The following is a 22,097-nucleotide window of genomic DNA, read 5'->3' as shown; positions in this document are numbered from 1 at the left end:
ATCAAATCATATTACGCGTCTCCCCCTTATTCAATTGCGGATATTGGCTTATTTCTCCCCAATTCCTCCTCCTTTCTTCTAACATTTACCCTTCGATACACATTCCAGAAACTCCCACGAAATTGCCAGACTAAATGTAAAAAAGGAGCCTCTCGGCTCCCTAGTACTTGAACTGCTGTATCAGACTTTGCAGATGTTCTGCCATACTTGACAAACTTCTTGCAGAAGCTGATATCTCCTCCATCGAAGCCAGCTGTTCTTCCGATGAGGCTGCGACCTCTTCCGAAGTTGAGGCATTCGCTGAAGCAATGCCTGCCAGTTCGCTAGACACAGCCCCAACCTCCTGTACTCCAGCCGTAATCTGCTGTGAAGTGGCTGCGATCTCTTCAATCTGAGGTGTAGTCTCGCGCATACTCTCCAGAATACGTTGGAACTTCTGAATAGCTTCAGTGGAAACCTCCATGCCCTGCTCGACCTCTAATGCCACTTTCTTCATCATATCAACGGATTCCAATGTATCCTTCTGGACCGCAGAGGTCAGGGTAGTAATATCTTGAGCAGACTGCTGGGATTGTTCTGCGAGCTTGCGAACTTCTCCAGCTACTACGGCGAACCCACTCCCGTGTGCACCTGCACGTGCAGCCTCAATCGACGCATTCAGAGCTAGTAGATTCGTTTGTTTTGCCATATTTCCCATCAGCTCTGTGATGGCGGAGATTTGCTCAGAACGTTGATCCAATGTCTGAATGATACGACTCATCTGTAAGACGGTCTCTTGAATTGATCTCATCTGATCTACCGTCTGCTTAACCGTGTTGCCGCCTTCTTCTGCTTGTAACGTGGTCTGTTTGGCTAATTCGGACACATGAACCGATCTCTCCGCAATATTGGTTACACCAGACGTAATTTCGCGCATGGCCTCGTGATTATGCTCAATACCATGCATTTGTTTCTCGGCTCCCAGCGTAATTTCCTGAATAGCTCTGGCCACCTGTTCACTCGCAGCACTGGTCGCTTCTGCGCTCTGCGTCATCTCTTCTGATGAGGTAACTACCTGACTTGCGCTATGCTCTACATTCTGGATCAGCAAGCGCAGATTCGTCTGCATTTTGCCAAAAGCGTCGCTAAGTTCACCAAGCTCATCCGAACTTTTACTTACAATAGTCTGTGTCAGATCTCCTTCACTCACTTGTATCGCTTGATTTTTCAATTCTCTGATCGGTTTAATAATAGAGCGCATGACAAGCCAGATGATTACAGCCCCAACGCCAAGGCAAGATAACAGCACAATGATCATACGATGCAGAATCGGAGCTGTCGCCTCATGCACCTCGGAGGTAAACATCGTACCTGCGATTTTCCAATTGGTTGAACCATTCGTTAAATAATACATAACCTTGGGCTCATCATTATAGACATAATCAAATGTGCCTGATTCGTTATCAAATACCTCTGCCCAAAATGACTCTTTCGCGTCTGATCCAGCTGGGCTGTTCGGGTGATAGATATACTTTTTGCTACGATCCAGCAAGACCATATATCCCTGCTCCCCTACCTTGATCTTGCTTATACTATTGCTAATGTCGTTCAGATCCAGATCAAGACTGACTACACCAGAGCGATCGTCCAATGCCTTTGCAATTGAAACCGTAACTGAATTCGTTGATGTGGAGGTGTACGGGTCTGTGACGATAACCTGACCAGGTTGACTCATCGCTTCTGTATACCAAGGTCTGGTTCGCGGATCATAATCTTGCGGGGTAGCTGTATCCGAAGAACTTAAATATTTTCCATTTTCATTTCCTATACTGACCAAAACCACATCCGGGTTCTGCCCGATGAATCCCTTTATTTCCTCCAGCATGTTTGCTTCTGAATTTTTCATGGTGTCTGCAGTAAAAACTTTCGCATAATATTCAACCTGCTTGCGTTTCACATTGACTATTAAATCAATCGTACTATTAGCTAAATTCACGTTTTCCTCTGCACTATGTAGAATTTGCTTCGTTACTTCCTCTTTGGCATTGTTATAAGACAATACACCTATAGTGATGGAAGGGGCCGCCAAAAAGATAATGAAGGACATGATCAGTTTGACCTTAAAATCGGTTACAATCTTTCCTAACCAACCTGTTTTTTTGTTTTCCAACGACAATTCACTCTACCTCTTCCATATTAAATTGATATTTTCACTAACATACAAAAAAGTTATTAACTAAATTAAACGAATTTAACTCCGGTTCTATTAAGTTTCTAAATAGTTGTTAACAGAAGTAATATCACAAACAAAAAGACCCAAGCATATTTGCTCGGATCTCAATGTTCGAATCTCTATACTCACCTATACCTTAGAATGCTGGAATGGCAATATCTGCGTAATTTTTTTCGAAAAAGGCTTTCACTTCAGGGCCAGCCATACGTTTAGCCAGCTTCTGGATGGCTTCGGAGTCTTTGTTATCCTCACGGGCTACCAACGTGATCGCAAAATGGGAATCGTCCTTCTCGGTCAGCAAAGCATCCTTTTTGGGCGTCAGACCGAGCGGGCTCGCATAGGCAGGAGTCATAGCTACCAGATCTGCATCATCCATCATACGGGCAAGCATCAGCAAATCTACTTCTTTGAACTTGAAGTTCTTTTTATTCTCTGTGATGTCCGCTTGTGTCGCATTAAAACCTACACCCTCTTTGAGTTTAATCAGGCCGTTTTGTTCCAGCATGACGAGGGAGCGCCCGATGTTTGAAGGATCATTGGCAATCGCAATCGTTGCTCCTTCTGGCAGTTCATCGATGGATTTGTAGGTTTTGGAGTATCCACCATAGATCGCGTTGTAGATGGGCTGAACAGGAACCAGAGTTGCACTATTCGCCTCATTGTACTGTTTCATGTACGGCACGTGTTGGAAGAAGTTCGCATCCACTTCCTTGTTTGCTAGAGCCGTATTCGGCTGTACGTTATCTGACAGCACCACAACCTCCAAGTTTACGCCATCTTCTTTAAGAAGCGGTTTAACGATATCCAGTACATCCGTCATTGGCGGAATCAATGTCGCTACTTTTAGTGTAACTTCCTGTCCGGCTTGTGATTCTGGCTTCGCCCCCTCAGTAGCAGGCGTTTCTTCTTTTTTACCGCAGGCGGATACAACGAGCATAACCGTGAGTAGCATGAGCATCAATTTTACTTTCATTGAATATTTACCCCTTCTCTGTACATTCTGTAGTCATTTTTAGCGGGTTCCTCAGGATCTGCGATCCAACCAGCGAGACAGTCGGCTACCCGTGAATTGAATCATCTGTACCAGCACAATCATGATAACAATTGTAAATATCATAATTTCCGTTTCGAAGCGTTGGTAACCGTAACGAATAGCAAAATCACCAACGCCTCCACCGCCCACAATCCCCATTACCGTAGAATAGGAAACAAAACTGATCGTTGCTGTTGTAAGTCCCAGCACAAGACCAGACCTTGCCTCCACGTACAGGAATTTAAGGACAAGTTGCACGGTTGAGGCTCCCATAGAAGAGGCCGCTTCGATGACACCTTTAGGCACATCGAGTAGCGCCTGTTCGACAAGGCGGGCATAATAAGCAATAGCAATGACCGATAAAGGTACCGTTGCAGCTAACGTACCGATGGATGTGCCTACAACCAACCGAGTGAACGGGATCATGAAGACGACCAGCAGCAGGAATGGAAAGGAACGAATAATATTCACAAGACTGCCCAGAACCGTGAACAAGGCTCGATTCTGGTATCGTTGCCCTTTACGAAACAGATACAATAGCGTACCGAGAGGCAAACCGACCAGCACTGCTGCCGCGATGGATATTCCCACCATCACAAATGTTTCTCCAATGGCCTGCCAGATTTCATGCTGATATTTAAGCACCGACTCAGGTAACATCATCGCCCGTCCTCCTGTTCCGCCAGACGCTGGAGAGTGGTACCCGTTACCTTTTCCGTTCCTGTTCCACCCAAAGTGTCGTCTGCAAGCAGTGAAGTAAGGATATCCGGCTGTGGAACCGGGATACTGCGAACTTCTGATTCCGATAAGGTACGCACAATCTGACCCTCTTTCATCACCGTAATACGGTGACATAATCGACGAGCTACCTCCATCTCATGGGTAACAACGACAATCGTCACCCCCATCGTTTCGTTCACATGACGAAGCACATCCAATATTCCCCCTGTTGTCTGCGGATCAAGTGAAGACGTTGGTTCATCGCAGAGCAATACAGCTGGATGGCTGGCAAGCGCTCTGGCAATAGCAACGCGCTGCTTCTGTCCGCCGCTCAGCTGAGCCGGATACTGGTTCGCTTTGTCCTCCAGTCCTACGAATCGAAGTACTTCCAACCCTCGCTCTCGCCGCTGTGAACGTGATTTGCCGGCCAGTTCCAAGGGCATGCTCACATTGCTCAGCACCGTGCGATTGCTGACCAGATTGAAATGCTGGAAGATCATACCGATGGACCGACGTGCCTGACGCAAGTCTCGCTCGTTCATTCCGGTTAGTTGCTGACCATTGACGGTAACCTCTCCAGCATCAGGCTGTTCCAAACCGTTGAGCATCCGTAGCAAGGTCGACTTTCCTGCCCCGCTGGAACCAATAATGCCATGAATCTCACCTTTACCTATTTCAAGCGAGACGGATCGCAAGGCCTCAAATCCCTGATCCGCACGGGAACCGCGCTCGTTGAACCGTTTGCTCACACCATATAATGAAATCATGGAGATTCCTCCCGTGAATGATCATGTATGGTTCCCTCAAGTATCTCTCAAGAATCTTTCAAGAACACATGAAGAAAGCCCGCACAGCCGATAACCGGAGCGCGAGCAATCCTGTTCATTTATAATAAAACAACATGGCGACCCAGACAAGCTTTTAAAAAGAGATATCTCCTTCCAGCTGATCAACTGGAAAGACACGGAAACGTCCGTTAGCTGATCCGACATACACTTTATCGTCGATTCGGTTGATCATGCCATTCTTTGCATCCCGATCCCGATGCTCCGGAGTCCCCATGACTACATCATGCACGCGCCCTAGCAGAGTTCCATCCTTTTTATCCATCACAAGCAAGTTTTCATTTCGCGGAAGCAACAAACGATCTCCAATGATGAGGTAACTGCCCTGATTGGTCGAATATTGGTTTGTTCCAACAGATTCTTGTGCATCCCACCGTGTCTCCCCGGTATGGTAATCCACGGCGGCAGGATATCCATTTCTAATGACATACAGTTGATCCGCCTCTAGAAGTCCACGTTCAATTTTCGCATCAACCGTCCAGCGAATCTTGCCTGTATCTGGGTCAAATAAGGAGGTTGTATAATCTCCGTAATCACCGTACATATTTCCTTTTTTATTCTGACGAATCAGCACCATATCATCATTCAGTACTTCTATCTGCTGACCTATACGTGCGGGAATTAGAGATTGTTTCTTACCAGAATTCAAATCAAGCAGCACCCACTGATCATCCAGCAACATCCAACGCCCAAGGGGTGCTGAGCCAAACGGATCATAACGATGGATGCCGTCAAAATAGGAATCATTCTCGATATGATCTATCGCGGATGGTCCCGCCTCCACCTGCCAAACCGTTCGTCCCGTTAGAGGATCTGCGGCAACAAGCTGATTTTTCTCCTGATATAGAACATAAGGTTCGTCGGCATTCCGATTAAGCAATTGATATCCTGTCGTTAATTTCTTAGTCCATAACCGTTTACCGGTTGAACTATTAAGCACATGAATCCATCCATTACTGGAGCCTTCAGCCGCAGGGATATCTACAATAACTACGTTTCGGGCAGCTTTGATGCCGTTCAACCATACCATATCGTCAGGTGTATTCTTATTGTTTATACTGGTATTCCGCTTATCTTGTACCTCAGGTTTATATTCCCATAGAACCTTTCCGTCTTTCAGGTTGATATGGCGCAAACGATCCAGATATTGCTTGCGATCGGTGTCATAACTTGTATATAGTGTAACGGCATCCCGCTTGGTATTTAAAACCGCTTGAGCAGGACCATATCCGTTATGCACTCTCCAGAGCAATTTCCCTGTATGTCGATCCAGCGCGTAGAAGGAATCATCATAATGCATGCCGCTAAATCCGCCATCATCTCCCTTCATGAGGAGCACATCATCTGTACCCGCTTGTAAAAAGGTATAGTTCAGATCTCCCTGATTCACCCATTCCGGTTTCCACGGTAGCGTTTGCGGGAGCGACTTCCCCATAGCAACTTGAGTGAAATAAGTAAACCTGCCCATACGCTCATCACTTCGGAGATCTGCCTCATTATCCTGACTCGCTAGCATACTCCAATGAATCTCGGTCAGCTTGCCGTTGTTATTAAAGGTTAACAATAAATGTGCATCCTGCCGCTCATATCTCCAGGTCTGTCTAACTCGCATCGGATCACCTGGTTCATTCAGATTTCTGGACTGCTCCTTCCAATCCGGCTCCCCTAACCACTTGGCAACCTGCTTGGTGGTCGTCGTTTGATCCAGCTTGGTATCTACCAGATGGCGGAGCATAGAGATAGATAACGATGGCTCACTTACAAACCATCCATCGGAGACAGGAGTTTGACCTGTGATATCCTTTTTCTTGATCCAGAGCATTACATGGTGATAACCTGTCCATTCCTTGCTCCAAATACGGGGAGCAATGGACACGCCGACCCACTCCTTCCACTCAGCCACGATGAGCGCCTTCTTCAATAGCGCCTGATCGGAAGGCCAAGTTATCGTACTGTCAGGAGTGAGGTACAATTTGCTATCCGTTTGAACAGTGAATGTATGAGGATCAGTTTGCGTTATGTTGTTACTCTGCTTAAGCGCATACCAGGCAGGAAGCCAGTAGTTATCTTGCTGCTGGTTCTTGACTTGCATCCACTCCCCCTGAACCCCAGTCAAAATATACTTTTCCTTCGGTATAGTGAGATATGTAATCTTCATCTGATCTACTGCAACACGGTTATCCTTCCGCCCACTGAAAAGAGGCAAGCCCTCTCTGAGCGTTACTCGTTCACCCTTTTTGTAGGGGATCTTGGCGGAAATTTGCTGCGCTGAAAGCAAGGTTGATGAACCAGGCAACTGTAAATCGTTAAAAATTGTATCGTAGACTTGAATTGGAGCTTTCGTGTCAGTTGTCTGTGTTGCTGAAACCTGAGCCTGTCTGCCCGACACATCCGTTTGGGGATCTGGCATCATACATCCTGTTAGCAGTAGCACAGTTATTCCCGTTAAGGTAAAGCAGCGAGTATAACCCCATATGTTCTGATTAGGCTCCTTTTTCACACACATTCATCTCCCAATAGAAGTTATTTCCATATAAGACGCTCCCCATATCAAAAAGTTACCTGTTTTCCGAATGAATCTTGGAAAAATCATATCCTTTCTTCCCTCGAACACAGCTTTATTTTATGCCCTCAATTCACAGTTTAATATACAGGAATTAGGTTAATATCTTATGGATGTTCCATTAATATGCAACTTTTGGGATAACTGTTCCGTCTAGTGACTTGAAAGGAGAATGATCATGACAAACAAAACACAATCACACAACGCACGATGGAAGCAGAAAAAATGGAAGATGCTGCTGGCCGCCTCCATTCTGACCGCAGGAACAGCTCCTGCACTGTTCACGCCTACGGTGGCTGAGGCAGCCACTATAATAAAACCTACGGCTTACATTAACAATATGCCTGCAGAATACGATGTGGTCATCCGCCAAGGCGTCACGTACATTGCCCTGACTGAACTGCAATTTCTCGGAGATTATACCTTCGGTTACGATAATAAGAGCAAACAAATCAGTATCAAAACAGGCAGTGACCAATACGTGCTGACACCCAATAGTAAAACGATGAAAAAGAATGGACAGAATGCCACCCTGTCCTCGGCTCCAATTCTGGTAAAAGGAAAAGCGATGCTGCCACTTCGTGCCATTGGTGAAACGTTTGGAGCACAAGTACGCTGGAATCAGGCTGCCAAGGAAGCTTATATTTACACCACGAATACTTCCATAGTGAAGGATTACAACGGTTCCGATTTGACGGCAGCCCGTGAAGCAGCATTGCAACTGCCGCGGCTTTCAAATTTCGGCCAACCACGCCTACAGGTGAAAAATCCGCTCGGGCCAGTAGATTCATCAACAGCTTATATTTTTGAACAAGGACAAAAAAACAGCTTCTTCATGATTGAAGATAATGATCTGGTCAGCTATTATACAATTACAAACGGCAATGCCATGCTGAAATGGCAGGCTAATCTGGGTAAACAAGCCGGAACGATTGGTGATTTGTTCTTTATTAAAACCAAATCTGTGGCCGAAGCAGGAACCCGCCCTTCTGTCGCTGGTAAAACACTCGTATCCTTCAAGTACTCCCGCATGCTGGAGGAAACTACCTACGAGATATCAAACAAGGCAGGCTCTATAGCAAGCGGCTCTGCTGCTCCAGCCAAAGGCAAGATTATGGTTGAAGTGCCTGAGGAAAAATAGTTTGCATATAAAGAAGGCTAATAAAGGGATGTTCTATTCCCACTAAAAAATATAATTCACTACAAGAAAAACGGGATGAGGCAGCCAATGCTACTCCATCCCGTTTTTTCCTGTTTCTTCAGTTACTCCCTGGCAGATGCCAGCTTGCCCCATAGCACTAGCGTGTTCACTATTTTGCACCTGCTTGCAACAAAATAGCTTCGATCTCCTTAAAACCTTTTGCTCTGGCATGACGGAGGGGAGACACACCATCGCCATCAGCCAGATTAACATCAGCCCCATGTTGGATAAGCAATTCAATGGTCTCCTGTTGCCGTTCATTGCCATCGTTTAGAATGATCGCCTCCAGCAGTGCTGTCCATCCCAATTTATTCACATGGTTCACATCTACCGTGGTATTGGTCAGTAGCTCTCGCACCACGTCAACGTATCCATGCTCCGAAGCGGGGATGAGCGCCGTTCCTCCGTACCGGTTTGTGATAGCAGGGTCTGCCCCTGCCTGAATAGTAAGCTTCAAAATATCCAAATACCCTTCAGCGCCCGCATATAAAAACGGACTATTCAACATGTCATCCTGCTGGTTAACATCCGCACCTGCTTCAATCAGCTTTTGCACAGATGTTATATCCTGATTATATGTCGCAATCATCAGGGCCGTTCTCCCGCTCTGATCTTGAGCCTGAACTTCTGCCCCCTGCTGAAGGAGCTTTTCGATACTCTTGGTATCTTTTGCTTCAACTGCACTGAATAACTGCTGATTTAGTGAAGCCACGTGACTTCCCTCCTTTAGGTTACTTTTTTCGTTAAGCATACAGCCTTGAACGAACAGCACACTGCTGATCAGAATAATCAGCATCAGGGATTTGTTCATAGGTCCTCCTTACTGCTGTACCAACGTTACCGATGATGCAACACTCCAATCGCCAACCGGGTTCAGCGTATAGATTGTGCCGGAGATCAGCTTTTCTCCATTCGCAAGTTCAAATACACCTGTTGCACCTTTCCGGCTTGAATATTTATACGTCGCTGTCAGGACATGCCCATCTGTTGCTGTAAGGCTAATACTCCGTCCAGAGAATAGTTCATCTCCCGGATCTTGGGCAAGTGTCACTTCAATGGCACTATCACTCGCGACTTTAGCGCTCTCAACGACTAATGAATCAAATGATTTCGCAGTAAAGGAAGCATGTTCGATACTGGCCCATTCCGAAGTTACAGTGTAAGGTACCCCTGGTTTCAGAATCTGGCCTTCTGGCAATCGGAATTTGGGTTCTTGTCTGCCATCAGTGGATTGCGTAAACGGAACATATTTGGCAATGATCGGCTCGCCATTGTCCGGCGTAATGGTAACTTGTCTTGCCTGCATGGACGAAATAATTTGATATGTTTTGCCGTCTGCCTGCTCCTGATCGTTAAGAATGAAAGCATTAGCCCCGCGACCAGCGCTGTATGCCGAAATAATATAACCGTAATCCACCACACCTTTTTCCTTCAAAGCTTCAATCTCAAACGTATCATTCGTGACCTGACGCACTTGAGTCATATTTACTTTAACGTCACTGCCTTTGAATGAACCAGCATCTTGTCCTTTATATGTAAGGCTGTATGCTTCTCCAGCTTGTTGAACGGATGTCGGCACGATGTATGTAGCAACAGAGCCTGTTTTCAAACGTGGCATATTGGTTAAGGTTAGCCCCCCGCTGAATGCAAAGTCTGTCCGGGATTTGGCAAACACTTCATCTTCTGCCGTAAGCGGTTTGTCGAAGGTGATCACAAGAGTCATGTTATTCAACGGTTTAATACTCTCAATGCGAGCTTGATCCGATGGGATAGCTTGATAAGCCTTTTGCAGCAACACTGCCGTTTCGCCCCGTGTTACAGAGCCCGTTTCTTCATAGAAAGCACTCATCCAATGGTGTACGGACTTCACATCCCGTTTTAATGCTTTAGATACGACCTCTTCCAGCTCCGCATCCGTTACCAGACTTTGAGGATGGAACTCTCCATCGACGGACTGCATGATCCCTGTCTCCACCGCCTTAATAGCATAAGGCGCATACCAAGCGTTCGCCTGGATATCCGTTAACGTTACTGCACTGTCTCCTGTCTTGCTCTGCAAATCAAATGTTCTATATATCAATGAAGCTAACTCTGCGCGTGTGATCGCCCGAAGTTCACCCATCGTTTGATCGCTATATCCGTTCATGATACCCAGACGGTTCAGTTCCTTGATGGACGCCTGCACCTGTTGATTCGTAAGCTGTGTCGCTGTAGCGGACATAGAAGTTGTGAATCCAGCTGCCTGAGCTTGAGGTGTTGTGAATGGAAGTGTCGCTGTTCCCAATACGGTTATCGTTAATAGTGCTACTAGTTTACGAGCTGTAAGATTCATGAAATGTTCTTCCCCTCTGTAGGTAGTTGTTGCATCTATCTATAGCGTAGGGGATAAAAAGAAACTCCAACGGACAAATATATTAACAAAATATAAACTGCAACGAATCTTTCTCTAAACTTATATGGTGAAACGATACCCCGCACCCCAGACCGTTTCGATGTATTCGGGATGTTTCGGATCACTCTCCAGTTTCCCGCGCAGCTTGCGAACATGCACTGTTACCGTTGCAATATCGCCATTCGATTCCATGCCCCAGATCCGTTCGAACAGATCGGATTTGCTGAATACGCGGTTCGGATGACTCGCCAAAAATACAAGCAGATCAAATTCTTTGGTGGTGATGCCCACCTCTTCTCCGTTCAAAAATACACGGCGTGATCCCTTGTCGATGTGAAGTCCGCGAATGTGGATCTCATCCTGTTCAGCAGGTTTGCTCTTGCCGAGCAATCTCTCGTACCGGGTCAGGTGAGCCTTGGCTCTTGCGACCAATTCGCTTGGGCTGAACGGCTTCGTAATAAAATCGTCGACACCGAGATTAAACGTGCGGATTTTATCGATCTCCTCTTTTTTCGCGGAAACGACAAGGATGGGCACTTCCTTCTCCTCACGAATGAGCCTGCATAATTCGAAACCATCCATCCCGGGAAGCATCAAATCTACGATGACAAGTCGGTAATTCTCGTCCAGAGCACGGCGCAATCCTTCATCCCCGTTATGACACAGCTCTACCGTAAATCCATGGAGTTCGAAATAGTCCCGTTCCAGTTCGGCAATGGTCGTTTCATCCTCAATGATCAGAATATCAGTCATGCTTTTTCCCCCTTTCATCTATGAGCCTTTTCAATTGGATATGGATGCTCGTGCCTTCACCCAGCTTGCTTTCTGCCCAGATTAAACCACCATGTCCAGCTACAATCTGGTGGGCAATGGCCAGTCCAAGACCGCTTCCGCCCGTAGACGAGTTGCGTGAATGCTCGGCTCGGTAGAAACGCTCAAATATATGCGGCAGATCTTCCTCGGATATGCCTTTCCCATTATCCTGGAATGTAATGGTATTCCACTCTTGATTCGTTTCAAGAGTAATACGGAGTCGTTTATCATCATCATTCATATATTTCAGTGCATTATCAACAATGTTGACAACCGTGCGTTTCAGTTTATCCAGATCCACAGCAGACAGAACGGAGCCCGAAGTTCGGTTATGCCACTCGAGTCCTACTCCTTTGTCCTCCAGATCATATCGCAGTTCTTCAATGCTATCCTCCATAAAATCAACCAGATCCACTGGGCTGAACACAAACGGTTCCTGATTCAAGTCTAGTTTGGAGTACAAGAACAATTCATCCACCAGTTTATCCATGCTAACCGCTTTGGAATGAATAATGTTGACGTAAGTGTCCATCTTCTCCGGTGTGTTCGCTACCCCATCCCGAATGCCCTCGATATACCCTTTAATATTAGTAATCGGCGTGCGAAGATCATGCGAAATGTTGGAGACCAACTCTCTGCGGTTCATCTCATCTTGCTGTCGCAACTCATTGGATCGTTGCAACTGATTCCGCATACTTTCAAATGCCTCACTAAGCTGTCCCACTTCGTCATTGGAGGAAGGTTCAAGCTTGAAAGACAAATTACCGTTTTTGATCTGTTCGGCCGAACTTCGTAACTGATGCAACGGTTGAATGAAACTACGTGTAATCCAGCGGAACAGAAGCAGGTTAGCGATGATCAGGACACCAATCAACAGGAGAGACATCACAGGCAACAGCTTGCGTGTCAGTTCTGCAAACGGACTTCTCTCCCGAATAACAAAGATACTGCCTCGTTCTCCATCTGAATACTGAAAATCAAACTTGGCATACGCGTAGAAGCGCTCACCGATGTTAAACGTACTTCGAATCTGGTTGTTGTTCAGATCATAGGCGGGCAGTGCCTGTCCCAATCCGGGTTGGTGGAATGTCCGCGATTCAAAGATCGGACTGTCCTCACGCCTCACGTAGAGCCCGGATTTCTCGGCTCGAAGTTTCATATCGTATTCCCGAAGCAATACCTTGTCCTGCAGCTCGTCCGGATCACTTTTCGCTGTAAACTTCATCTCTTGAAAGATCGTCTCTCCCTGTTCCGTCAGTGGATTGATCTGATAATGGACTTTGTATATATCTCGGAAACTTTGCAAATCCCCTGTTGCCGCAATCGTATAGAGACTTGCTGTAAGCAATATAAAAAGGAGACTGATAACAAGCATGCCTGTAAACGAAAGCAACATTTTGATGCGAATTGACATAAATATCCCCTCTTAACCATGCGATTGGTACAGTTAGTGCACATGTTATCACAAGAAGCTTCATATTGCCCATATGCAAATCAAGTTGGCTAAATGTTGTCGTATGGCTATGAGCATAAAAAACAGGGTGAAGCAGCATTTGCTCTGCTCCACCCTGTATGGTGCATATGGCTTAGTTATATAAGCAACATGCTTATTCAAACGATTAATGGATAGATTATTCAATGGTTAGACTAGTGATTCCTACCGCACTGTTCGACAGATAAATTTGGTACACTGATCCAGTCTACCTAGTTTGGATAACTAAGCTCCGCACAGTTTAATACTGCGTATTACCGGACTGGCTCGTTTTACCTGAAGCGAAGCCTTTGAAAAGCGTTGGCACTTTGGAATAACGTGTATTGGTAATTTTGCCTTGGGAGCTACTACTATCTGTACGCATAATGGCATCTTTTACATTCGAGATGTTGGAATTATCAAGAGTCATGTTGACAGTGAATGTTGTGCCTCCATTTTGCCGCACCAGCTTGCCGATATCATCGGCACGGAAGTTTTTAATGTTAATTGTGCCTGCCGCATTGATCTGGAACACTTTATCATAAGCCTTGTATGCCGCACCGCCTGTAATGTTCACCGTTCCTGACGATTTCAATGTCAACGCGTCCTCGCCCACATCCTGCCATACTACATTCGAAATATTACAGTTACCATAACAATGTACACCGTCTGCCGCTGGCGCACCGATGATGACATTTTTCAGTGTAGCGCCTGCTTCCAGCCGGAAGACCGGCTTCTGATTCTCTGCTTGAGAACCGTCACCCAAGGTGGATGGATTAGCCACAAAGGTTTTCCCCTGTCCATCATACGTCGTGCCTTTAGGTACAACAATCGTTGAGTTTACAACCGTTGGCGCAGCCGCTGCGGGCATAACACCAAATATGGAAGCGACCAGACCGGCGGACAACAACAGCGTTAACATTTTTTTCATCAAGAACATCCTCCCTTAATATAAGTGAATTTGTCTCCAAGCACGCTAGCTTGTCTGACAGAACCGCAGAAGTAGATCACTGCTCGGAACCTGTCCTAATCCTACAAAAAAAGGGAGATTACAGGAATAATCTTAAGATCACATTTACATTTTTTAGCATTCCTTCTGCATTGTTCGCATATATACATTCTGTTTTTACATTGATATGTACCGATATCAACTTCAAATATGCCGTCTTTATTGTCTGGATATCATCGTTAACCTAAAAAGAACCCCCTGTTTTTAAAATAACAGGGAGTTCTCTAAATATACTACGTCTAACCAAAGATTATCCTATTCCTCTGCTCCATCTGTTCCTTGAGAAGAAGAATCTGGTGTTAACGTATAAAGCGGGTTAACATTAGTAAATTGATTCACAGTTTCATAAGTCACTGTACCGTTTTCAGCAACAATCATTTTCAGAACGATCCAGTACAATTCATTTCCGCTTCCTTCTTCAACCGTGTAGGTTGCACTTGGCGTTGGGACAGCTCCGTGGAATACATCAATTTTAGCACCAGACATCTTGATTGTACTTGTGCCTGAATAATGATGTACGTAGAAGGTATATGTTCCCGGAAGCAATTGGCGAATCGTCGTCGTCTCTGGTCCATAAGATGTAGTATCATCCAGATCCAGATCTACCATCAGTTCGTCATCATAATAATAACGTTTATCCACGTAGTAGGTATGGAACACTCCTCCATCACCTGCTGGGCCGATAAGATGTGAATCCAGATCTGCTGGATCTTTACCCCAGGTTAATACAAAACGTGTTTCATTAGCTGCCGGAATTTCAATCGCTGTTTGATTTTCATTTTGGTTTTTTACATTAACAGCCGATACACCAATAAGATATGTTCTAATGTACTTTGTATCTCCGCCTCCAAGCTCACCTGTATAGATGCCTGGTTGCAGATTAATGTAATAATCACCATAAGTGTCTGTCGTTACTGTACCAACAATATCACCCGTTTTGTTATCAAGACCTTTTCTAAAAGAAATCTGCAAATTGGCTACTGGTGCTCCAGCGACATCTTTAATATGTCCACCGAATCCTGTAAGTTTTACAGAAGCACTTTGGCTTCCTGCAAAATGAGTCTTTTCCGTATTGGAATCAACTGTAATGTATAATGTGGAACCGTAACTATCGATAGGGCTAAATGTAAATTCCCCATTGTGATACTGTAAATTATTCAATTCCCGCTCTTGACCGTTATAGTATGCATGTACCACAAAGTCTTCAGCAGTCAGTCCAGATGCATCCAGTCCATTGGTAAATGTCAGTTTAGCACTTCCATTTGTAACCTGAATCCCTTCAAGTCTTGGGTGTGTCAATTCATTATATACTGCAACAGTCACTGGAACTTGAATGTGATATTCTCCGTATTTAGCCTTCACAACGGTTGTACCGTTAGCTACAGCTTGAATTTTACCAGAGTTTACAGTGACAATGCTGTTATCTTCCACTTCCCAGTTTGCAAGAGAGGTAACATCTTTGTTCGCTGAGCCAGCTACACCTGTAAGTACAATTTGTTTCGTTGCATTTACAGCTGAAAGATCACCAATTTCAGGTAAGTATACCAAACTAGTCACTGTAGGATCTGCTTCAATTCTTGGATGCTGTTGCAACCCGCTAAAGTCACTTCCCTCTACATTGACTTGTGCAGAAGTTAACGCACCCGCTCCAGAGAATTGCACAATAGCATCCAGTATCGCACGATTTACGGTTGCACCTTGATTGATTTTGAAAACCGTATTCAGCGCTTGTTGGAACACCTCGAGATTTCCGATGCTGGAGTTGTCTCCAAACTCTACTGAAATCTGCTCTGCATGAACCATAATAGAGTCAAACGTTCCGTTCAACACTACCGCAGCATTATGTGGAATAGAGTCTGTCAATTCAATCGGACCAACATCACCTGTGGAATCATTCTTTACGATGGCTCCAGACTTGATCTCAATCTGTTGTACATCACTCGCACCTTCCAGAACCAAACGAACACTTCCATCTGCTTTATCCACAATTACAGTTGCAAGAACAGAGTTCAGTGCATGGATACTGTTGGGTCCTCCACCTTTAATGCTAGTTGTTCCTGTAACAGTAACATGATCAAGTGTAACATCACCATTAGCTACAGATTCAAGAACTTGAAGGTTACCATTGATCTTAGTGTCTTTCAGAATTACACCTTGAGAACCAATCGTGACATTACCGGTTACGTTACCCAAAGTGTATGTGCCTGGCGAAGTAAGGTTTTTGCTGGAAGTTTGTTGACCTCCTCCATTATTTCCACCAGTGTTGTTATTGTTTCCATTATCCCCGGTAGAGCTATTGTTGCTACTGTTACCTTTATTGCTGTTTTCAGAAGGCTTCGTTGTTTCTGGTTTTGTGGGGTTAGAGTTGTTTGTATCTTCGTCTGTCTTCGCAGGAATCATAGTATTATCATATGTAGACTTATTCATCACAAACTCATAAGCAAGTCTTGCCAATGCTTGTCGATCCGCTACACCCGTTGGATTAAACGTTGTTGTTCCGTCTTTCTGAACAATACCTTTAATAAATCCGGATTGATATGCGAGTGACACAGAATCCTTCGCCCAGTCTGATACTTTATCCAAATCAGCGAGCTGTGGCTTCGTTGTTTGAGCTGGTGCGTTCTTTGTTTCCCAGCCGAATGCTCTTACGAAGAATACAGCCAGTTCCTCTCTCGTAACTTTTTTATCTGGAGAAAACGTATCCTTAGAGGTTCCTTGGGCAATACCAGATTGAACGAGTGCAGATACATAGCCAGCATACCATTTGGATTGCTCCACATCTTTAAAGGAACTAGCTACAGTAGAGTCAGGCTTTAATTGAAGCGCACCCACCATAATCTTTGCCAATTGAGCACGTGTTACTGAATCTGAGGGTTTAAATGTTCCATCCGCAAATCCAGATAAAATGCCTTTTTCAATTAACTTCGTAATTTCTGTTTTGGCATACGATTGTTCAACATCCTTAAACGACGTTACAGATGATGAGGTCACTTCCGCCGAGGCTAGCAATTGCATAGAAAACATAGAGGCAATCAATGATGTAGAGAGTACTGCTGACAACTTTCGATTAAACTTTTTCCATTTTAAATTCAAAACTCGACACACTCCTCTTAAACGTCCGTTATTAACACAAAAGTGTAACTTTTGAACTACTCCCCCTTTTATAATCAGTAGGATAATAATACCATGTATATTTATAAAAACAAGATTAATAGACTATCATTTTACATAATAGTTGAAATCATGAATCAAATGGTGCCTATTCTTTCCTAATAATAAATAAAAAAATGTGCTACTCGGAATATTACCGAATAACACACTTGAGTTATCTGTCGTATGATTTTAGGCTCCTGCTCCAAAGCGCTGCCGGTATCCGCACTTGCGGCAAAGTTCTTCTACAGCTTCCCGTTTGGAAAAACCGTATACCAGATTGTTCGCACGCTCTCCGTCCACAATATCGGAAAAAGACTTTTCATGGATGTTTCCAAGGTTGATGACACCTTCTCCATCCAAACAGCATGGAACCACGGTTCCATCAACCAGCACAGCTGCCTGACTGCGTAATGCATGACAAAAACCTTTGCCGTCATCTTCAGGTGCATCGAGGCTTGGCCATTGGAATTCATGGTCCTGATTCAGGTATACGTTGGGTGCAATTTTCACGCCACTACCCGCAACCACCTTTTCTTCAATACGGAAGTCCAGATTGAATTCCTTTTCCAGCACCTCAAGCGTCTCCCGATTGCGATTCATCTGAGCATTGGTGAAGTTATCCTGAGTCAGATTCCATAGTCGGAACGAGACAATGACGTTATGTTTCACCGCTTCACGAACAAAAGACAAGATGTTATGCAAGTATCCGTCACGATCCGTAGAACCCTCATGACCGTCAAAACTGTGCAGCGAGAAATTCATCTGTCTCAGTGCAGGTTTGCCCAATAATTTATGCTGTGTCTTTGGCAGTAGCGTACCGTTGGTCGTAATGTTCACTTTAAATCCCTTGGCATGAGCCATATCCAGCAACAGGTCAATTTTGGGATGAAGCAGCGGTTCCCCTTTGACGTGCAGGTAAATATGTTTTGTGTGTGGTTTGATCTGATCCAATATATTATTAAAGACTTCAGGGTCGATGAATCCTTTGGCTCGCTTCGTTTGTGGACAAAAGCTGCATGCCAGATTACAGATGCTCGTAATTTCAATATATACTTTCTTGAACGTTTTCAACTCAGGGTCCCCATTCTGCCGGGAGGAACAACGGTCCTGCCCTCATTCGTAGTACGGCCATATGAGCCAATCCCCATTATATCGGGTTCACGAGCTAAGGTAAATCAGAATAGCGGATCAGTAACAAAGTCCAGTGTATTTTTCATCCCCATTTCAAGGCTTAAATCCTCGCCCTATTTACATTAAGTCAAGATGGATATATGCTGAGTACATAACTGCATATCTTGTACATTTGCACTGGGGGAGCCTTGCGGCTGAGACGAATACGACGATTCGGACCCTTTGAACCTGATCTGGATTATACCAGCGGAGGGAAGTGGAGCGGCTTTTATTGGCAGTAGGGGATCTCTATCCTAGATGGGGATCAACTTCAGTTCAAACGTATAGCTCCGTTCATTTCTCCGGAAATGGACGGGGCTTTTTTGTATTTCAGCAAGTCGTCTCGCTCATAACCATATCCATCATTTGAAAATAAGGAGGTCATTTGGATGTCTTATCTTGAACGTGTACGTTCACTCAATCCTTTGGTTCATAATATTACCAACCTTGTGGTTGCCCCTTTTACCGCAAATGGTCTGCTTGCCCTCGGAGCCTCTCCGTTTATGGCCTATGCTCATGAAGAAGTCGCTGACGTCGCTCGAATGGCTGGCGCGGTGGTTCTGAACATCGGCACATTGGATGAAAAGGTCGTTCAAGCGATACGTCTAGCCGGACAATCAGCCAATGCACATCATGTGCCTGTTGTCCTTGATCCTGTTGGTGCAGGAGCCACGACATATCGCACCGATACGGTACAAATGCTGGTTCGTGAGCTTCGTCTTACCGTATTAAGAGGCAATGTCGCCGAAGTGGCCCATGTCATTGGTGTGCCATGGAATATCAAAGGTGTGGACGCTGGGGTTGGCGAGGGTGATCGGATTAGCATTGCGGAGAAGGCCGCGCAACAACTTGACTGTATTGTCGTTATTACGGGCCAGTACGACATTATTACAGACGGATATCATACTTTCCTCACAAGCAACGGACATGCATTGCTCACCCAAGTTACCGGGGCAGGCTGTCTGCTAAGCTCAGTCATTGGTGCTTTTGCAGCGATTGCCGAGCCGGGGCGCGACATGCTGAACAGTGTGGTGGAAGCTGTCTCAACCTACGGTGTAGCCGCTGAACAGGCTGCAGCACGAACGGCTCATCAGGGGCCAGGCAGCTTCCAGATTGAATTGTTAAATCAACTGGCGCAGATTACACCTTCGCTGTTCTCCGAGCATGCACAAATCCGTCAGATTCGTGGAGGTGTGTGATGAATATTGCTCAAGCGTTAACGATTGCCGGGTCTGATAACGGCGGCGGTGCAGGAATTCAGGCAGATCTCAAAACCTTTCAAGAACTTGGTGTATACGGCATGACGGTCATTACTGCAATCGCCGCTCAGAACACTACAGGGGTTCAAGGCGTGTTTCCGATTGATTACGACGGCATTGCCCAGCAACTTGATTCAACGGGAGTCGACTTTCAGCCGCGTACCATCAAGACAGGTATGCTGTATAGTGCCGAGATTATTCGTCTTGTTGCGGCAAAATGTCAGCAATATGACTGGTCAAATCTGGTTATTGATCCCGTGATGGTTGCCAAAGGAGGTGCACCTCTGCTCCAGCAGGAGGCTGTGCAAGCACTTGTGGAAGATCTGCTGCCTCTTGCTTTGGTTATCACACCTAACATTCCCGAAGCCGAACTACTTATCGGGAGTTCGATTCGGAACCTGAGTGAGCGCGAGGAAGCCGCAAAGCAATTGGTGCAGATGGGTTCAACATATGCCTTGATTAAAGGAGGACATGATACGGGAAGCGGTACGGTTATCGATGTCCTGTATGACGGGCATTCCTTTCATTATTTGGAGAACCTTCGTGTTATGACACGTCATACCCATGGAACCGGCTGCACGTTCTCTGCTGCCATTACGGCGGAACTGGCGAAGGGTGCCCCTATTCTGGCTGCCGTTACGACCGCGCGAGCATTCATTCAGGCAGCCATTGAAGATGAGCTGGGATTCGGGACCGGGCACGGGCCAACGAATCACTTTGCGTACCAGCGCAGACAGCGGGGTGAACGCTGATGCGTAGATGGGATGCGGAAGCGGTGCGCCGTGCGCTGCAGTTGTATTTGGTGATGGGTAGCGTCAATACGACGCGAGACCCGGTGGAGGTGCTCCGCCAGGCGATCACTGGCGGCATCACGCTGTTCCAGTTCCGAGAGAAGGGAACTGGTGCACAGGCAGGCGAAGCCCGCAGAACGCTTGCGCTGCGGCTTCGTGAGGTGTGCAGCCAGCACGGGATACCGTTCATCGTGAACGATGATGTGGAGCTGGCTGTGGCGGTGGAGGCCGACGGTGTGCACGTCGGCCAGGACGATGCGGACGCGGCGCTGGTACGCGCCCGCATTGGAGAAGGGCGGATGCTTGGCGTATCCGCCCACTCCGCCCTTGAAGCCCGCCGTGCCGTGCAGGCGGGCGCAGACTATCTTGGCGTCGGGCCGATGTACCCGACGCGCTCCAAAGCGGATGCCCACGCTGTGCTGGGCCCCGCCGGGGTTGCGGAACTGCGCGCCGCAGGCATCGCAGTTCCGGTGGTCGGTATCGGCGGCATTACGCCCGATACCGCGGCCGCCGTGATGGCGGCTGGAGCCGACGGCGTAGCCGTCATCTCCGCCATCGCGGGCGCGGCCGATGTGCACGCGGCGACTGCACAGCTCGCTGCGATCACCCGCAGGAAGCAGGCATAGCCATGCTCCCTGCCCGATAATGCAAAGGCCGCAACCACTCGGTCTTCAGCCTCTGCATTCTTGTTTTATTCTTCGCCTCCTTTGCCTCGTTCTGCAACCTATACATCTTTTATCCTTATCCTTCCGCAAACTGGTCATCCTCTAGCGCCACATACCTCCTTCTGCATCCTTTAAATCCTTTCGCCTTTCTCACCTTCTTCCCACCTTGCATCACGCACATATCGATCTCATCCCCCTCCCTTCCATCCCAAACATATTTAATATATAAATCATTCCTACTATAAAGCTTCACATTTACAAATCATTATCTTTTAATTACTATGAATATAAAAACATCTCCGAAAAATCACCTATAGAATAAAAGGAAGTGAGTTTATGGATCAGATCGATAGAAACATCCTGTTTCATATGGAAAACCAAGCCAGATTGTCCATGACCGAATTAGGAAAATTGGTGGGACTTTCACAGCCAGCCGTCACGGAACGTGTAAAACGACTGGAGGAAAGTGGTGTTATTGAAGGGTACCGCACCATCATTAATCCGCAAAAATTAGGAAAACAGAGTACATCCTATCTACTATTTCAGACTAGAGAATGCACTGCTTTCCTTGATTTCTGCCGTATGTCGCCCGAAGTTGTAGAATGTTATCGCGTCAGTGGAGAACACAATTATTTATTGAAAGTCATGACAGATTCTATTGCAGACTTAGAGGCATTCGGAAATCAATGTGACAAATACGGAACCTATACTACACTTATCGCAATGTCCTCGCCTATTGCATCCAAAAACCTAATTGATGAACCCCAGTTCCTGATCTCAAAGGAATCCTAACCATTCAT

17 protein-coding genes and 1 riboswitch are annotated in these 22,097 nt (G+C 46.0%); of the genes, 5 read left to right on the top strand and 12 right to left on the bottom strand.

Annotation, left to right across the window (positions count from 1 at the left end; genetic code table 11):
* Window positions 1–160 precede the first annotated feature (160 nt).
* The 5 genes from MHI38_RS20895 to MHI38_RS20875 all read right to left on the bottom strand — a co-directional run bounded on the left by MHI38_RS20895 (window position 161) and on the right by MHI38_RS20875 (window position 7,220).
* Window positions 161–2,149: a methyl-accepting chemotaxis protein gene (locus MHI38_RS20895; protein WP_341181621.1), complete on the bottom strand. Its 1,989-nt coding sequence runs from the start codon at window positions 2,147–2,149 to the stop codon at window positions 161–163.
* 199 nt (window positions 2,150–2,348) lie between these two features.
* On the bottom strand, window positions 2,349–3,185 hold the full coding sequence (locus MHI38_RS20890) for a MetQ/NlpA family ABC transporter substrate-binding protein (RefSeq protein WP_154891129.1): 837 nt from the start codon (window positions 3,183–3,185) through the stop codon (window positions 2,349–2,351).
* A 51-nt stretch (window positions 3,186–3,236) separates the two neighbouring features.
* Window positions 3,237–3,908 carry a methionine ABC transporter permease gene (locus tag MHI38_RS20885; protein WP_090917387.1) on the bottom strand — a complete coding sequence of 224 codons (672 nt, stop codon included), beginning with the start codon at window positions 3,906–3,908 and terminating at the stop codon, window positions 3,237–3,239.
* Complete coding sequence (locus MHI38_RS20880) at window positions 3,905–4,732, bottom strand: ATP-binding cassette domain-containing protein (protein ID WP_154891128.1); 828 nt, start codon at window positions 4,730–4,732, stop codon at window positions 3,905–3,907. Before MHI38_RS20880 ends, MHI38_RS20885 begins: the two co-directional genes overlap by 4 nt.
* 154 nt (window positions 4,733–4,886) lie before the next feature.
* Window positions 4,887–7,220, bottom strand: a complete 2,334-nt coding sequence (locus MHI38_RS20875; protein ID WP_186809772.1) for an outer membrane protein assembly factor BamB family protein — start codon at window positions 7,218–7,220, stop codon at window positions 4,887–4,889.
* A 331-nt stretch (window positions 7,221–7,551) separates the two neighbouring features.
* Between MHI38_RS20875 and MHI38_RS20870 the strand changes: the two genes are divergently transcribed.
* Window positions 7,552–8,514, top strand: coding sequence for a copper amine oxidase N-terminal domain-containing protein (locus tag MHI38_RS20870; protein WP_341181620.1), 963 nt, complete (start codon window positions 7,552–7,554; stop codon window positions 8,512–8,514).
* Between the two features lie 169 nt (window positions 8,515–8,683).
* Here MHI38_RS20870 and MHI38_RS20865 read toward each other — a convergent pair whose 3' ends face one another.
* The 7 genes from MHI38_RS20865 to MHI38_RS20835 all read right to left on the bottom strand — a co-directional run bounded on the left by MHI38_RS20865 (window position 8,684) and on the right by MHI38_RS20835 (window position 18,483).
* A complete protein-coding gene (locus MHI38_RS20865) occupies window positions 8,684–9,385 on the bottom strand; it encodes an ankyrin repeat domain-containing protein (RefSeq protein ID WP_341181619.1) in 702 nt (233 codons plus the stop codon).
* Between the two features lie 9 nt (window positions 9,386–9,394).
* Window positions 9,395–10,906 carry an S-layer homology domain-containing protein gene (locus MHI38_RS20860; protein WP_341181618.1) on the bottom strand — a complete coding sequence of 504 codons (1,512 nt, stop codon included), beginning with the start codon at window positions 10,904–10,906 and terminating at the stop codon, window positions 9,395–9,397.
* Between the two features lie 120 nt (window positions 10,907–11,026).
* Window positions 11,027–11,719, bottom strand: a complete 693-nt coding sequence (locus MHI38_RS20855; RefSeq protein ID WP_090917376.1) for a response regulator transcription factor — start codon at window positions 11,717–11,719, stop codon at window positions 11,027–11,029.
* A complete protein-coding gene (locus tag MHI38_RS20850; protein WP_308722274.1) occupies window positions 11,712–13,193 on the bottom strand; it encodes a sensor histidine kinase in 1,482 nt (493 codons plus the stop codon). Before MHI38_RS20850 ends, MHI38_RS20855 begins: the two co-directional genes overlap by 8 nt.
* Before the next feature lie 319 nt (window positions 13,194–13,512).
* Window positions 13,513–14,181, bottom strand: a complete 669-nt coding sequence (locus tag MHI38_RS20845; RefSeq protein ID WP_154960199.1) for a pectate lyase — start codon at window positions 14,179–14,181, stop codon at window positions 13,513–13,515.
* A gap of 333 nt (window positions 14,182–14,514) precedes the next feature.
* On the bottom strand, window positions 14,515–17,352 hold the full coding sequence (locus MHI38_RS20840; RefSeq protein WP_308722273.1) for an S-layer homology domain-containing protein: 2,838 nt from the start codon (window positions 17,350–17,352) through the stop codon (window positions 14,515–14,517).
* Window positions 17,353–17,601: 249 nt separating this feature from the next.
* Window positions 17,602–18,483: a radical SAM/SPASM domain-containing protein gene (locus MHI38_RS20835; protein ID WP_090917367.1), complete on the bottom strand. Its 882-nt coding sequence runs from the start codon at window positions 18,481–18,483 to the stop codon at window positions 17,602–17,604.
* A gap of 229 nt (window positions 18,484–18,712) precedes the next feature.
* A riboswitch (TPP riboswitch) is annotated at window positions 18,713–18,815 on the top strand.
* Window positions 18,816–18,971: 156 nt separating this feature from the next.
* Here MHI38_RS20835 and thiM point away from each other — a divergent pair.
* From thiM to MHI38_RS20815, 4 genes are all read left to right on the top strand, one after another.
* Window positions 18,972–19,781 (top strand): hydroxyethylthiazole kinase, encoded by an 810-nt coding sequence (gene thiM, locus MHI38_RS20830; RefSeq protein ID WP_253497137.1) that lies wholly within the window; start codon window positions 18,972–18,974, stop codon window positions 19,779–19,781.
* Entirely contained in the window at window positions 19,781–20,593 is an 813-nt protein-coding gene (gene thiD / locus MHI38_RS20825; protein WP_341181617.1) for a bifunctional hydroxymethylpyrimidine kinase/phosphomethylpyrimidine kinase, read from the top strand. Before thiM ends, thiD begins: the two co-directional genes overlap by 1 nt.
* On the top strand, window positions 20,593–21,258 hold the full coding sequence (gene thiE / locus MHI38_RS20820; protein ID WP_341181616.1) for a thiamine phosphate synthase: 666 nt from the start codon (window positions 20,593–20,595) through the stop codon (window positions 21,256–21,258). Before thiD ends, thiE begins: the two co-directional genes overlap by 1 nt.
* 375 nt (window positions 21,259–21,633) lie before the next feature.
* Complete coding sequence (locus tag MHI38_RS20815; RefSeq protein ID WP_090917359.1) at window positions 21,634–22,089, top strand: Lrp/AsnC family transcriptional regulator; 456 nt, start codon at window positions 21,634–21,636, stop codon at window positions 22,087–22,089.
* Window positions 22,090–22,097: the final 8 nt, after the last annotated feature.

Source organism: Paenibacillus sp. FSL K6-1558 (genome assembly GCF_038002565.1).
Taxonomy (GTDB): Bacteria; Bacillota; Bacilli; order Paenibacillales; family Paenibacillaceae; genus Paenibacillus; species Paenibacillus polysaccharolyticus.
This window is presented reverse-complemented; position numbering and strand designations above follow the sequence as displayed.